This is a genomic window from Candidatus Accumulibacter necessarius (genome assembly GCF_036625085.1).
The window spans coordinates 16,324-28,980 of the sequence record NZ_JAZKUM010000004.1; the positions used below are offsets into that span (position 1 = coordinate 16,324).

Sequence of the window (12,657 nt, forward strand, 5' to 3'; positions counted from 1 at the left end):
CAGACGTCTTCAGATGATCACCAGCCCCTCGAGGAGTTCGCTGTTGAGGTTGGCCCCCGGCACGTTCTTCTTGGTGATCTCGTCTACCCACGACAGGTACGTTCGGCGTAGGCCTCGATGGTGTACTCCCAGCGACCGATGGCGTTGACGGTGAACTCGCCGTACCAGCGGTCGTTGTCGCCCAGGGTCATCGGGCTTTCATGCCACCTCTTTCTCGCCGACCCTGCGCACCTTGAGCACGGCCGCCAGCTTGTCGTGGCCTTCCTTGTAGATGTCGGCGCTGACGGCGACCTTCTCGCCGACGACGCGCTTGATGGGAAGCGGCCGCCGTCCACTTGCGGCTCAACCGCTTCGATGATCACACGGGGGTAGTTCTGGGGAATCTTGGGGAACCATGATGTTCTTCCTCATTTGACCAGCGAGTCGTAAAGTCTCTTGGTTTGCTGCGCGATGCTCGACCAGCTGAAGACATCTCGCGCGCGCTTCTGGCCGGCGGCGGCCATCGCCTCGGCGAGTTCCGGGTTGTCGAGAACCTTGTTGATCGCTGTCGCCAGATCGCGCGAGAAGGCATCGGGGTTTCGACCGGCTCGAAGGGCGCGACGTGCAACTGCTCAAGCGGCACCAGATAGCCTGTCACCCCATCGACGACGACCTCCTTGATGCCACCGACGGCACTTGCCACGACGGCGGTGCGGCAGGCCATGGCTTCGAGGTTGATGATCCCGAAAGGCTCGTAGATCGACGGACAGCAGAAGACCGTGGCGTGCGAATAGAGCTCGATCGCTTCTTCCTTGGTCACCATCTCCTGGATCCAGATCACGTTCTTGCAGCCCTCCTGCCGAACATGCTTGACCGCGGCTTCCATCTCGGCCAGGACCTCCCTGGTATCGGGAGCACCGGCGCAGAGCACGACCTGTGCGTCGGGATTGATGTACTTGACCGCGTTGACCAGGTGGACGATGCCTTTCTGACGGGTGATGCGGCCGACAAAGAGGACGATGGGCTTAAGCGGGTCGACACCGAATTTTTCGAGCGCGGTCGTCTCTTCCGTTGGATGGTACTGGTCGACGTTGATGCCGTTGTAGATCACCGTGATCTTGGCCGGATCGATGTCGAAATGCTCGAGGATGTCGTTCTTGGTGCCCTGCGAAACGGCGATCACCGCGTCGGCCATGCCGAGCGAGGTGCGCTCGATCCACGACGACATGTCGTAGCCGCAGCCGAGTTGCTCGCGCTTCCACGGACGCAAGGGTTCGAGCGAATGCACCGTATGCACCAGCGGGATGCCGTAGAGCGTCTTGGCCAGGATGCCACCAAGGTGGGCGTACCAGGTGTGCACGTGCACCAGATCGGCGTCGACCTGCTCGCTCAAGGTCTCGAGGTTGGTCTCGAAGGTGTCCAGTGCGCCACTGAGCTTCTTGTCGACGTGGGCGAAACTGCCCTTGCCGAATGGGAAGCCCTTGACCCGCACCCCGTCGCTGACGGTGTCCTGGTCGCCAAACGAGCGGACTTCGACATGCATCAGTCTGGCCAGTTCGCCAGACAGATACTCGACGTGAACACCGGCTCCGCCGTAGACGTAGGGAGGGTATTCTCGCGTCAGTAGCAGTACTTTCATCGCGGCACTTTCTATGCTGTGGTTGTGAGGTGAACGCGCCGTCGGCGCGTCGTTTGAATTCCCTGCCATTGTATCGGGAAAGCCGTTTGGCGACCATCTCATCAGGCCCGGCAAGCAGTTTTGCTGCGACGCACAACCCGGTCAGCCGTGAGTTGGCAATGCCTGGACAGCTGCCGCGAGCGGCATCGTTGACGGGCGACGTCGGCAGTCAGGACGGGTAGAATACCTGGCATGAATCTGCTCGCCATCGAAACCTCGACGGAGCTTGGCTCGATTGCCATCTGGCGCGACGGCGACCTGGTCACGCGCCGATGCCCGCCAGGAATTTCTCATTCGGAAACGCTGCTGCCACTGATCAGCGGCACGCTGCGCGAAACCGGTCTGGGCTTCGCCGATCTCGACGGGCTGGCTTTCGCTGCCGGCCCCGGCTCGTTTACCGGCCTGCGTGTTGCCTGCGGTGTCGCGCAAGGTCTGGCGTTCGCCCACGAACTGCCGCTTGTCCCGGTCGGTACGCTCGATGCGATGGCCTTGGCCAGCGGTGGCGAACAGGTGATCGTCCTGCTCGACGCGCGTATGGGTGAGATCTATCACGGCCGGTTCTCTGCTGCCATAGCGCTTGCCCCGGTAGCCGTCTGCTCGCCGATGACGCTGCCGGTTCCCGACTCGGCTGGCTGGCTGGCCTGCGGTAACGGGCTGGCCGCCTATCCGGTCTTGCGGCAGCGACTGGCGGCTTGCGTACAGCACTGGCAGCCCGAGCTGATGCCCGACGCCGGCGCCGTCGCCCGTCTCGCTGCGCCGCGTCTGGCACGCGGCGACTGGGTTGATGCGGCGGCGGCGGCGCCTGTCTACGTGCGCAACAAGGTGGCACTGACGGTGAGCGAGCGCCTGGCCAAGGGGGGGAGGGCGTGAGCGCGGTGCTCGCGTCGCGGCTCAGAATGGTGCCGCTGAGCCATCGTGACCTTGACGAGATCCTCGCTATCGAAAACGGCGTCTATCCCTTTCCCTGGACGCGCGGGAACTTTGTGGATTCGCTGGCTTCCGGCTATTTGGTCTGGGGCTGCCGCGTTGCCGACGAGCTGGTCGGCTACTTCGTACTGATGATGGCCCTCGACGAGGCGCACCTGCTCAACCTCAGCATCGCCGAGAAGCGGCAGGGCACGGGATTTGGGGCACGCCTGCTGTGCCACGCCATGAGGGCGGCGCATCAGGCCGGAGCGACGAGCTTGTTGCTCGAAGTGCGCCCTTCGAACACCTCGGCCCTGGCGCTTTATCGGCACTTCGGCTTCCAGCAGATCGGCGTGCGACGCGGCTACTACCCGGCAGAAAAGGGGTTGGAGGATGCACTGGTGATGAGACATGTCCTGGGGAGGGTATCGGTATGATCGCCAGCAACCGGCCTGGTCGCCGACTGACGCGCGTCCAGCTGCTGCGCGAGATCGGCCTGTCACCGCACTGGCAACTGCGAGAGTCGGCGACGGCGGTGGGTGCGAAGCCGGTTGTGACAGCCAGGCCAGAAGTAGCGCTGTCCCACAGCGGGGGGGTAGACGAAGTCGCCCCCGCCCATACCCCGGTTCTCGCCGATGGCCGGGCGGAAGAGATTGCCGGGATGGGCTGGGAGCAGTTGCGCGAAAGCGTTGCCACCTGCCGTGCGTGTGCGCTGTGCCAGGAAAGGCGTCAGGCGGTGCTCGGGGTTGGCGACGTGACTGCCGACTGGCTATTCATCGGTGAAGGACCCGGCGCCGAGGAAGACGCCCGCGGTGAGCCTTTCGTCGGTCCGGCTGGCAAGCTGCTCGATGCGATGCTTGCGGCCATTGACCTGCAGCGCGGCAAAGACGTCTACATCGCCAATGCCGTCAAGTGCCGTCCGCCCGGTAATCGCACGCCGGAGCCCGCGGAAATCGCCAGCTGCGCGCCCTATCTGAAACGACAGATTGCTCTGATTCAGCCGCGGCTGATTGTGCTTTTGGGCAGGGCGGCAGCGCATGCGCTGCTCGGCGACGTTGGCTCGCTGGCCAGTCTGCGTGGCCAGTCCTTCGCCTATCCTGCGCCCGCCGGCAGTGCGTACGGAATTCCGGTCGTCGTGACCTATCATCCGGCCTACCTGTTGCGCACGCTGCCGGACAAGGCAAAAGCCTGGGAGGACCTGTGCCGCGCCCGGACCCTGATGCGGGCCGCAAAGACCGCTGCCGCGGAATCGGCTTCGCAGCCCGCTACTCGCCCCACTTGAGCGGCTGCGTGGCGCGGGGACCATTGAGAAATCGTTGAAAGCCTCCATCTGAATGTTGCTCTGTTCATCCCCGTGAAGGAAACTGTCATGCGTCTACGAATCCTGTCCATTCTGGTTCTGCTTGCGGGCCTGCTCTCCGGTTGCGGCTACAACACCTTTCAGACCGGCGACGAAGCGATCAAGTCGGCCTGGTCCGAGGTACTCAACCAGTACCAGCGGCGCGCCGACCTGGTCCCCAATCTGGTCGCCACGGTGCAGGGTTACGCCAGTCACGAAAAGGAGGTCCTGACCCAGGTGACGCAGGCGCGGGCGCAGGTTGGATCGATTCAGGCGACGCCGGAACTGGTCAATGATCCGGAGGCCTTCGCCAGGTTCCAGCAGGCGCAGGCGGGGCTGTCGAGCGCGCTGTCGCGCCTGCTGGTGGTTGCCGAGAACTACCCGCAGTTGAAGGCCGATGCCGCTTTCCGGGACCTGCAGGCACAGCTGGAAGGGACCGAGAACCGGATCACCGTGGCCCGCAACCGCTACATCAAGTCGGTCGAAAGTTACAACGTCTCGGTACGCACTTTCCCGAACAATCTGACGGCGATGATCTTCGGCTACACGGTCAAGCCGAACTTCAGTGTCGAGAACGAGAAAGCGATCTCGACGGCGCCCAGGGTTGACTTCGGAAAACCGGCGCCGGCCTCCCCTGCCACCGCCGGGAAACCTGCCCCAGCGCCCGGTTACTAGTCGTGTCAGGTCGTAGGGCGCGTCTGGCAGCCTGGCTGCTGGGGCTGTTGCTGCTCGTCGGTGCCGGCTTCGCCCGCGCCGACGAACAGCAGGCGATTCCACCCCTGAGGGCCCGGGTCACCGACCTGACCGGCACGCTTGCCGCGGAGCAGCGGGGGTCGCTGGAGGCCAAGCTGGCTGCCTTCGAGAGCGGGAAGGGCTCGCAGATTGCCGTTCTGATCGTGCCGACGGTCAAACCCGAAACCATCGAACAGTACGCGCTGCGCGTCGCCGAGTCCTGGCGGCTGGGACGCCGGGGCGTCGACGATGGCGCGCTCCTGCTGGTGGCCATGGGGGACAGGAAGGTTCGCATCGAAGTCGGCTACGGCCTCGAGGGAGCGCTCAACGATGCAACGGCCAAGCGGATCATCAGCGAGATCATCAGCCCGCGTTTCAAGCAGGGAGATTTTGCCGGCGGCATTGACGCCGGCGTCGACGCGATGATCAAGGTGGTTTCCGGCGAAGCGCTGCCGGCGCCCAGCGCGGAAACGAGCAGGCGCGCCAACGTCGACGACGGTTTCGAGACCCTGCTGTTCGCCGGTTTCGTCCTGGTCTTTGTGGTTGGCGGTGTGTTGCGGGCCATCTTCGGGCGTTTCCTGGCGGCCGGCATGATCGGTGTCGCCGCCGGGGTAATCGCTTCCTTGCTGATCTCGTCGCTGCTGGTCGCGGTCATCCTTGGTCTGGTGGCCGGCGTCATTTCCCTGTTTCTCGGTATGGTGGGTGGCGCGGGCTGGTCCTCGGGCGGCATTTACGGGGGTGGGGGCGGAGGCCGTCGTGGCAGTTCCGGCGGCTTTTCGGGTGGTGGTGGCGGCTTCGGCGGCGGTGGCGCTTCGGGAGACTGGTGATGCAATTGAAGAGACTGTTCCGCCATCTGATTCTGCCACACTGGTGGGTGCTGCGTGCCTTTCCACCACAGATCCTGCGCCGCGTCGAGGAGGCAGTCGCGGCCTCGGAGTCGGTGCATGGCGGCGAGCTGCGGGTGGTGGTCGAGGCCAATCTGCCGCTGCCTGATCTGTTGCAGGGTCGCTCGACGCGCACGCGGGCAATCGAGCTGTTTTCGCAGTTGCGCGTCTGGGACACCGAGCACAACAGCGGCGTGCTCGTTTACCTGCAGTTGATCGATCGGCGCGTCGAGATCGTTGCTGATCGTGGAATCGACGCCAGGCTGGGTCAGGCGTTCTGGGACGGCGTCTGCCGCCGAATGGAGGCTGCTTTTCGCGCCGGGGATTTCGAGGACGGTATGCTATGGGCGCTGAGCACGATCACCCGGGCCTTGCATGAACAGTTCGCGGCGGTCGGGGGAAACCCGGACGAGTTGCCGAACGCGCTGGTCCTCTAAGTCCGTTCCGCCAAACCAATTACATGAAATCGCGCCTTCTCGCGCCATGCGGCGTTGCAAATCAGGGCAATTGCATGAATCTTATACAAGACCGAGCAGTTCCGCGCGGAAGGTATCGGAGGTAGCGGCGATGAGGCGCTGAACCTTGAGACCGCCCTTGCGCTTGACCGGGGAGAGGCGGATGAGGTTCAAGACGAATTGGCGCACGACGGCGAGGTTGTGAGCGGCATGATCGGTACGGGCCCGCATCTGGTCGTCGCCAAAGACCACGTCCATGCACCAATGCAGACTGTTCTCGACACGCCAGTGCTGGCGGACGACGACTTCGTGGAACTGGTGGGGCGTCTTGGCTGGTGCCGCCTCGAAGGCGATGAAGAAGTCGTCGATCGATTCGGCCAGCTTGGGCTGATTGTCCTTGACGGCCAGGAGGTAGTCCGCGCCGCGGTCCCGAATGGCCTGTGCAATGTTCGGCTGCGTGCCCATCGCATCGATGGTGACGATGCTGCCTTGCAGTGCCAAGGTCGCCAGCAGTTCCGGGATGGCGGTCTTCTCGTTCGACTTCTTGGCGGTCGCGCGCTGCCCGAGCACCACACCCGCTTGGGCCGCAAAGGCGCTGACCAGGTGAAGGGGTGTGGCGCCCACCTTTCCCGACCGACGACTGGTCTTGCCGTCGATGGCCACCACGTCGCCGTTTGCCAGCACGGGCAACACCTGGCCCACCCAGCGCACGAAGGCCGCCCCGAATTCGTCGGGATCAATCGCCGCAAAGACCCGGCCAAAGGTGTCGTGCGAGGGGATGCCCTGTTCGAGTTTCAGATACTCCCGCAACCACTCCAGCTTCTCTTTCGCCCAAGCCTCGATTTCGACAAAGGTGTCGGCCCCTGACAGGACCGCACTGACTGCAACCACCAGCAACTCGATCAGGTCGTGCTCGACCTTCGTACTCTGCCTCGGATCGCGCACGCCCACCCAGACGTCGACCAACCGGAACTTGCTTTCTGCCCTCATGGAAAACCCCAAAAAGACAGAAAACTACACAAATCAGGGGGCTGTGAACAGCCCCTTTGTAACTCGTTGAGCGTAAAAGATTATTTCGGAGGGTTCACGACGATGGCATTCATGCGATTGCCCTGCGTTGCAAATCCTCGCCATAGCTACGGCTATGGCTGTGGTTTGCGCCTTGCCTTGCAGGAGAATGCATCAATTTCATTTGTAATCTTATTGGCGGAACGAACTACTAGCCTTCGGCATAGCGTACGCGCTTGCTCGATTTGCTTGGTTGCGTCAGGTGATCGAGTGGCAGGGCATGCGTCTGTTTTACCGTCTGCAGGGCGATGTTGGTCTTGATACGGGCAACGCCGGGGAGGTGCAGCAACTGCTTGAGCATCAGTTCGGAAAACGTGGCCAGATCGGGAACGACGATGCGCAGCATGTAGTCGCAGTCACCGCTCACCGAGAGGCAGTCCATTACTTCCGGCATCGCCGCGACAGCAGCTTCGAAGGTTTCGTTGGCGGTATCCCCGTGCCGTTCCAGAATCACCTGGGCAAAAGCGGTAACTCCCAGGCCCAGCGCTGAGGGGGCGAGCAGGGCGACATAGCCGGCAATGACCCCGTCCTCTTCGAGCCGCTGGATGCGGCGGCTGATTTGCGACGCCGAAAGGCGGATCTGCTCGCCGAGCGTCGCGTTGGTCGCATTGCCCTTCCGTTGCAGTGCGTCCAGCAGTGCCAAATCGTAACGGTCTATGGTGATTTTTGACATGATTTGCCCGATCCATGCATGAAGTGTGCACAGTATAGGTAAGTTCTGCAAAAAAGCTACAAGGTGGCCGGATTCTCTGCGGCGCTCAGTGTGCGCTGTCGTCGAGTTGGCTCACGTCATCCCGGATTTCCTGGTTGGCCTCATGGCGACCCTTGACGAGCCACATCGCGCCGCTGACAAACATGCCGAACAGGGTGATCACCAGGTAAATCGACACGTCAGAGCGGATCATCAGGAAATACAGGCCGGTCATCGCCAGAATCGACAGGTTTTCGTTGAAGTTCTGTACGGCTATCGAGTGGCCGGCGCCCATCAGGATATGACCGCGATGCTGCAGGAGCGCGTTCATCGGCACCACGAAGAAACCTGAGAGCGCGCCGATCAGGACCAGCAGGGGAACCGCCAGCCAGATGTGCTCGACGAAGTTCATCACCAGCACGATGACCCCCATGGCGATCCCGAGCGGGATGACGCGCACCGACTTGCGCAGGGTAATCATTCGTGCCGCACCGATGGCACCAAGGGCAACGCCGACAGCGACCACACCCTGCAGCATGCTTGATTTCGAGAGGTCGAGCTGCAGCGCCGTCTCGGCCCACTTGATGACGATGAACTGCAGGGTGGCGCCGGCGCCCCAGAACAGGGTGGTCACGGCCAGCGACACCTGACCCAGCCGGTCACGCCAGAGGAGCATCAGGCAATGATTGAATTCGCGCACCAGATACCATGGGTTCTTGTGCAGCACCCGGTGATCGACGCCGGTATCGGGAACATAGATGTTGAACAACGCCGCGAGCAGGTAAAAGGCGGCGACGAAGCAGAGCGCCATCTCGCCGGTCGTATCGACTCCCGTATCAATCAGCGGAAAATCGAATGCGAGCAGGTTGCGGGCAATCTCCGGCTGGATCAGCATGCCGCCGACGACGACCCCGAGAATGATCGCCCCGACCGTCAGTCCCTCGATCCAGCCGTTGGCGACTACCAGCAGACGGTGCGGCAGGTATTCGGTCAGGATGCCATACTTGGCCGGCGAGTAGGCGGCGGCTCCGAGTCCGACGACGGCATAAGCCAGCAAGGGATGCACGTGCCAGAACATCATCGTGCAGCCGACGATCTTGATGCCATTGCTGATGAACATCACCCGCCACTTCGGCATCGAATCGGCAAAGGCGCCGACGAAAGCAGCGAGGGCGACGTAGGAAACGGTGAAGAAGGTTTTCAGCAGCGGTTCGTACTCGCTCGGCGCATGCATTTCACGCAGCACCGAGATGGCGACGATGAGCAAGGCATTGTCGGCCAGCGCGGAAAAGAACTGCGCCGCCATGATGATGTAGAAGCCGAAGGGCATAAGGTATTCTGAATGCGGCTGTTCTTGGTGTGTTGGCCTTATACCATGAAAGGCGCCAACTTGTTAGCGCCAAGCAGTGGCGTGCAGAGCGGGCTCGTCACTGGCCGGCAGCGCCGTTTTGTGTTTGAATCTAGGCTCAAAAAGAAAAGGGGGGCTTGTGGCTGACCGTCGATTACAGGTGTTTCACGCTGTGGCAAGGCACCTATCCTTTACCAAGGCTGGCGAGGCGCTGCACATGACCCAGCCGGCCGTGACTTTTCAGATCAAACAACTCGAAGAACGCTTCAATACGCGTCTTTTTGAGCGTGGTGGCGGGCGAATCTCGCTCACGCCCGCCGGCGAACTTGTTCTCGACTATGCGGAGCGAATCCTCGGGCTGTCGAGCGAACTGGATATCCGCGTTGCCGAAATGACGGGCAGATGAGCGGCAGCCTGCTTGTCGGGGCGAGCACGACGATAGCCGAGTTCATGCTGCCGCCCATTCTTGGCGAGTTCAACGTACGTTATCCACAGGTTCGGGCGCGGCTGACCGTGGCCAACTCGGAGACGATCAGCAATGCTGTGGCCGCGCACACGCTCGATATCGGTCTGATCGAATCACAGACGAATCATCCGAGCCTGCAGTCCGAGGTCTGTGGTGATGATGAACTGCAGGTCGTGTGCACCCCGGGTCATCCGCTTGGCAAGCAGAGCGAGGTCGATGCGCGGATCCTGCTGGCGCACGACTTCATCGCCCGCGAGCCGGGTTCCGGCACTCGTGAAGTGACCGACGACTATTTTCGCGCCTGCGGCGTGGACCCTGAAAAGCTCAGGACGTTGATGGAGTTGTCTAGCCCGGAAGCCCTCAAAGGCGTTGTCGCGACCGGTCTCGGTTGCTCGATCGTGTCACGCGCCAGTTTCGAGAAGGAGCGGCAGCTGGGGACTCTGGTCGCCATTCCACTGCGCCCGCGGCTGAAACGCACCTTGTCGCTGATCTATCCAAAGGAGCGTTTCCGCTCCAAGGTCGTGCTGACCTTCGTCGAATTCGCCAGGAACAAGTTGCGCGAGCTGTCTGCCTGATGCCGCGTCCAATCGAAGCCCGCATCGACCTTGCCGCGCTGCGGCACAACTATCTGGTCGCCCGCCGGCATGCTGCCATCGACGGTGGCGGGACGAAGGCATGGGCGGTGGTCAAGGCCGACGCCTACGGCCACGGCTTGCTGCGCGCTGCTGCCGCCCTGGCGGAGGTTGCCGATGGTTTCGCCACTGCTCGATCTCGCGGAGGCGGTCGCGCTGCGTGACGCCGGCATTCGCCAGCCGATTCTGCTACTCGAAGGCTTTTTCGAGGCGGCTGATCTGGCCGTCTGTGCCGAGCACGACCTGACGGTGGTGATCCATCGCCTCGAACAGCTGCAGATGCTGCGCCAGGCCGCGCTGCCGCGTCGCCTGTCAATCTACCTCAAACTGAACAGCGGCATGAATCGCCTCGGTCTGACCGGTGACCAGCTGCCGGCGGTCAGGCGCGAGCTGGCGGCGATGACCTCTACGGTCGGCACGGTGACGCTGATGACGCACTTTGCCGAAGCAGACGCCGAAGGCGGCGAGGCCTGTATCGTCTGGCAAGTCGAGCGCTTTGCCCGGATGACCGCTGATTGGCCGGCGGCGGCGAGCTTTCCCGTCTCGATGGCCAACTCCGCGGCCATCCTTCGCTACCCGCAGACCGCTCATGCCTGGGTGCGGCCCGGCATCATGCTCTACGGCGGCAGCCCATTTGCCGCCCAGGATGCCGCGAGCCTTGACCTCAAGCCGGTGATGACCCTGCGCAGCCGGATTCTGGCGGTGCAGGAAATCGCCGTCGGCGAACGGGTCGGCTACGGCGGCACCTTTGTCGCGCAACGGCCAACGCGGGTCGGCGTCGTGGCCTGTGGTTATGCCGACGGCTACCCGCGACATGCGCCGGGCGGTACGCCGATCGTCGTCGCCGGCCGGCGCACGCAGACCCTTGGCCGGGTATCGATGGACATGCTGGCCTGTGACCTGACCGACCTGCCGGCGGCCGGGGTCGACAGTCCGGTCGTGCTCTGGGGTGAGGGCTTGCCGGCGGACGAAGTGGCCACCGCCGCGGGAACCATCAGCTACGAGCTGTTCTGCGCCCTGGCGCGTCGTGTGCCGGTGGTCGAAGTCTGAGCATGGCACGCCCAGGAGGCAGCCAGAAGACCGTTTTTTCCTGTACCGAGTGCGGCGCCAGCGCGGCCAAGTGGCAGGGACAATGCCCCGGTTGCGGGGTGTGGAACACCCTCGTCGAGACGATTGCCGAAGCGCCCGCCGTCGGCAGCCAGAGACGTTTTGCCGCCCTTGGCGGCAGTGCCGGACTGCAGACGCTTTCCGAGATCGAAGCCCGCGAAGAGGACCGCTTGCCGACCGGCATCGGAGAATTCGATCGAGCGCTTGGCGGCGGGCTCGTCAGCGGCGGCGTGGTGCTGATCGGTGGTGATCCGGGAATCGGCAAGAGCACCCTGCTGCTGCAGGCGCTTTCCGAGCTGTCCAATGAGCACAATGTACTCTACGTCAGCGGCGAGGAATCCGGCCAGCAGATTGCGATGCGCGCCCGGCGTTTGTCTCTTGATACTGGAAGGCTCAAACTGCTCGCCGAGATCAATCTGGAAAAGATCCTCGTCACTCTACAGTCGGCGCAGCCGCAGGTAGCGGTGATCGACTCGATCCAGACGCTGTGGTCCGACCAGCTCAGTTCGGCGCCCGGGTCGGTGGCGCAGGTACGCGAGTGTGCTGCGCAGCTTACCCGGCTGGCCAAACAGAGTGGCATCACGGTCATCCTTGTTGGCCACGTGACCAAGGAGGGCGCCCTGGCCGGGCCGCGAGTCCTCGAACACATCGTGGACACCGTCCTCTATTTCGAGGGCGACACACACTCCAGCTTCCGCCTGATCCGGGCGGTCAAGAACCGCTACGGGGCGGTCAACGAAATCGGCGTCTTCGCGATGACCGACCGGGGGCTGAAGGGCGTCAGCAACCCTTCGGCGATCTTTCTTTCGCAGCATGGGAGCGATGTTCCGGGCTCCTGCGTGCTGGTCACCCAGGAAGGCACGCGGCCGCTGCTGGTCGAGGTTCAGGCGCTGGTCGATCAGGCGCACGGCAACCCGCGACGGCTGACCGTGGGCCTGGATGCGCAGCGTCTGGCGATGCTGCTGGCGGTCCTGCATCGCCATGCCGGAATCGTCTGCTTCGATCAGGACGTGTTCGTCAATGCCGTCGGCGGCGTCAAGATCGGTGAACCCGCCGCCGACATGGCGGTATTGCTGGCGATCGTTTCTTCACTTAAAAACAGATCATTACCCGCGAAACTTGTGGTATTCGGTGAAGTTGGGCTGGCGGGCGAGATTCGCCCGGCACCGCGTGGCCAGGAGCGTCTCAGAGAAGCAGCCAAGCTAGGTTTCACGCGCGCCATGATTCCGGAAGCCAACACGCCCAGGCAGCGCATCGCAGGTATCGAGGTGATCCCGGTGCGACGGGTCGAAGAAGCTGTCGCTCGGCTGCGGGAGATCGAGTAAGGCGGTCCGTGCAGCAACAACCCCGCCGCGGCGGGGTCCGTATGCGC

At 63.1% G+C, this 12,657-nt stretch carries 14 protein-coding genes and 2 pseudogenes; 10 read left to right on the forward strand and 6 right to left on the reverse strand.

Annotated features, from left to right (window positions below; all coding sequences use genetic code 11):
- Window positions 1–83: 83 nt before the first annotated feature.
- The 3 genes and pseudogenes from V5B44_RS11215 to glgA form a co-directional block, all read right to left on the reverse strand.
- Entirely contained in the window at window positions 84–191 is a 108-nt protein-coding gene (locus V5B44_RS11215) for a maltotransferase domain-containing protein (protein ID WP_332359137.1), read from the reverse strand.
- Window positions 192–198: 7 nt separating this feature from the next.
- The gene (locus V5B44_RS11220; RefSeq protein WP_332359590.1) at window positions 199–315 is read right to left on the reverse strand and encodes a maltotransferase domain-containing protein; all 117 of its coding nucleotides are present in this window, start codon (window positions 313–315) and stop codon (window positions 199–201) included.
- Between the two features lie 92 nt (window positions 316–407).
- Window positions 408–1,618: pseudogene (gene glgA / locus V5B44_RS11225) on the reverse strand (glycogen synthase).
- Window positions 1,619–1,849: 231 nt separating this feature from the next.
- Here glgA and tsaB point away from each other — a divergent pair.
- From tsaB to V5B44_RS11255, 6 genes are all read left to right on the forward strand, one after another.
- Window positions 1,850–2,527: a tRNA (adenosine(37)-N6)-threonylcarbamoyltransferase complex dimerization subunit type 1 TsaB gene (tsaB, locus tag V5B44_RS11230; protein WP_332359138.1), complete on the forward strand. Its 678-nt coding sequence runs from the start codon at window positions 1,850–1,852 to the stop codon at window positions 2,525–2,527.
- On the forward strand, window positions 2,524–3,000 hold the full coding sequence (gene rimI / locus V5B44_RS11235) for a ribosomal protein S18-alanine N-acetyltransferase (RefSeq protein WP_332359139.1): 477 nt from the start codon (window positions 2,524–2,526) through the stop codon (window positions 2,998–3,000). The genes tsaB and rimI overlap by 4 nt, the downstream gene beginning before the upstream one ends.
- Complete coding sequence (locus V5B44_RS11240; RefSeq protein ID WP_332359140.1) at window positions 2,997–3,845, forward strand: uracil-DNA glycosylase; 849 nt, start codon at window positions 2,997–2,999, stop codon at window positions 3,843–3,845. Before rimI ends, V5B44_RS11240 begins: the two co-directional genes overlap by 4 nt.
- Before the next feature lie 87 nt (window positions 3,846–3,932).
- Window positions 3,933–4,577, forward strand: a complete 645-nt coding sequence (locus V5B44_RS11245; RefSeq protein ID WP_332344837.1) for a LemA family protein — start codon at window positions 3,933–3,935, stop codon at window positions 4,575–4,577.
- A 2-nt stretch (window positions 4,578–4,579) separates the two neighbouring features.
- Window positions 4,580–5,461 (forward strand): TPM domain-containing protein, encoded by an 882-nt coding sequence (locus V5B44_RS11250; RefSeq protein ID WP_332359141.1) that lies wholly within the window; start codon window positions 4,580–4,582, stop codon window positions 5,459–5,461.
- Window positions 5,461–5,955 carry a TPM domain-containing protein gene (locus V5B44_RS11255; protein WP_332359142.1) on the forward strand — a complete coding sequence of 165 codons (495 nt, stop codon included), beginning with the start codon at window positions 5,461–5,463 and terminating at the stop codon, window positions 5,953–5,955. The genes V5B44_RS11250 and V5B44_RS11255 overlap by 1 nt, the downstream gene beginning before the upstream one ends.
- An 81-nt stretch (window positions 5,956–6,036) precedes the next feature.
- Here the strand turns inward: V5B44_RS11255 and V5B44_RS11260 are convergent, their stop codons facing one another.
- The 3 genes from V5B44_RS11260 to lplT all read right to left on the reverse strand — a co-directional run bounded on the left by V5B44_RS11260 (window position 6,037) and on the right by lplT (window position 9,062).
- A complete protein-coding gene (locus V5B44_RS11260; protein ID WP_332359143.1) occupies window positions 6,037–6,963 on the reverse strand; it encodes an ISAs1 family transposase in 927 nt (308 codons plus the stop codon).
- 229 nt (window positions 6,964–7,192) lie between these two features.
- Window positions 7,193–7,714 (reverse strand): Lrp/AsnC family transcriptional regulator, encoded by a 522-nt coding sequence (locus tag V5B44_RS11265; RefSeq protein WP_332359144.1) that lies wholly within the window; start codon window positions 7,712–7,714, stop codon window positions 7,193–7,195.
- Between the two features lie 85 nt (window positions 7,715–7,799).
- A complete protein-coding gene (gene lplT / locus V5B44_RS11270; RefSeq protein ID WP_332359145.1) occupies window positions 7,800–9,062 on the reverse strand; it encodes a lysophospholipid transporter LplT in 1,263 nt (420 codons plus the stop codon).
- Between the two features lie 190 nt (window positions 9,063–9,252).
- Here lplT and V5B44_RS11275 point away from each other — a divergent pair, with 190 nt between their 5' ends.
- From V5B44_RS11275 to radA, 4 genes and pseudogenes are all read left to right on the forward strand, one after another.
- Window positions 9,253–9,486, forward strand: a complete 234-nt coding sequence (locus V5B44_RS11275; RefSeq protein WP_332359146.1) for a LysR family transcriptional regulator — start codon at window positions 9,253–9,255, stop codon at window positions 9,484–9,486.
- Window positions 9,483–10,121 carry a LysR substrate-binding domain-containing protein gene (locus V5B44_RS11280; protein ID WP_332359147.1) on the forward strand — a complete coding sequence of 213 codons (639 nt, stop codon included), beginning with the start codon at window positions 9,483–9,485 and terminating at the stop codon, window positions 10,119–10,121. The genes V5B44_RS11275 and V5B44_RS11280 overlap by 4 nt, the downstream gene beginning before the upstream one ends.
- Window positions 10,121–11,228: pseudogene (gene alr / locus V5B44_RS11285) on the forward strand (alanine racemase). Before V5B44_RS11280 ends, alr begins: the two are co-directional and overlap by 1 nt.
- Before the next feature lie 2 nt (window positions 11,229–11,230).
- On the forward strand, window positions 11,231–12,610 hold the full coding sequence (radA, locus tag V5B44_RS11290) for a DNA repair protein RadA (protein WP_332359148.1): 1,380 nt from the start codon (window positions 11,231–11,233) through the stop codon (window positions 12,608–12,610).
- Window positions 12,611–12,657: the final 47 nt, after the last annotated feature.

Excerpts from the sequence above, each read along its gene's own strand:
- V5B44_RS11215 (WP_332359137.1), bottom strand. The coding sequence starts at position 191 with ATGACCCTGGGCGACAACGACCGCTGGTACGGCGAGTTCACCGTCAAC.
- tsaB (WP_332359138.1), top strand. The coding sequence starts at position 1,850 with ATGAATCTGCTCGCCATCGAAACCTCGACGGAGCTTGGCTCGATTGCC.
- V5B44_RS11240 (WP_332359140.1), top strand. The coding sequence starts at position 2,997 with ATGATCGCCAGCAACCGGCCTGGTCGCCGACTGACGCGCGTCCAGCTG.
- V5B44_RS11245 (WP_332344837.1), top strand. The coding sequence starts at position 3,933 with ATGCGTCTACGAATCCTGTCCATTCTGGTTCTGCTTGCGGGCCTGCTC.
- V5B44_RS11255 (WP_332359142.1), top strand. The coding sequence starts at position 5,461 with ATGCAATTGAAGAGACTGTTCCGCCATCTGATTCTGCCACACTGGTGG.
- V5B44_RS11260 (WP_332359143.1), bottom strand. The coding sequence starts at position 6,963 with ATGAGGGCAGAAAGCAAGTTCCGGTTGGTCGACGTCTGGGTGGGCGTG.
- V5B44_RS11265 (WP_332359144.1), bottom strand. The coding sequence starts at position 7,714 with ATGTCAAAAATCACCATAGACCGTTACGATTTGGCACTGCTGGACGCA.
- lplT (WP_332359145.1), bottom strand. The coding sequence starts at position 9,062 with ATGCCCTTCGGCTTCTACATCATCATGGCGGCGCAGTTCTTTTCCGCG.
- V5B44_RS11280 (WP_332359147.1), top strand. The coding sequence starts at position 9,483 with ATGAGCGGCAGCCTGCTTGTCGGGGCGAGCACGACGATAGCCGAGTTC.
- radA (WP_332359148.1), top strand. The coding sequence starts at position 11,231 with ATGGCACGCCCAGGAGGCAGCCAGAAGACCGTTTTTTCCTGTACCGAG.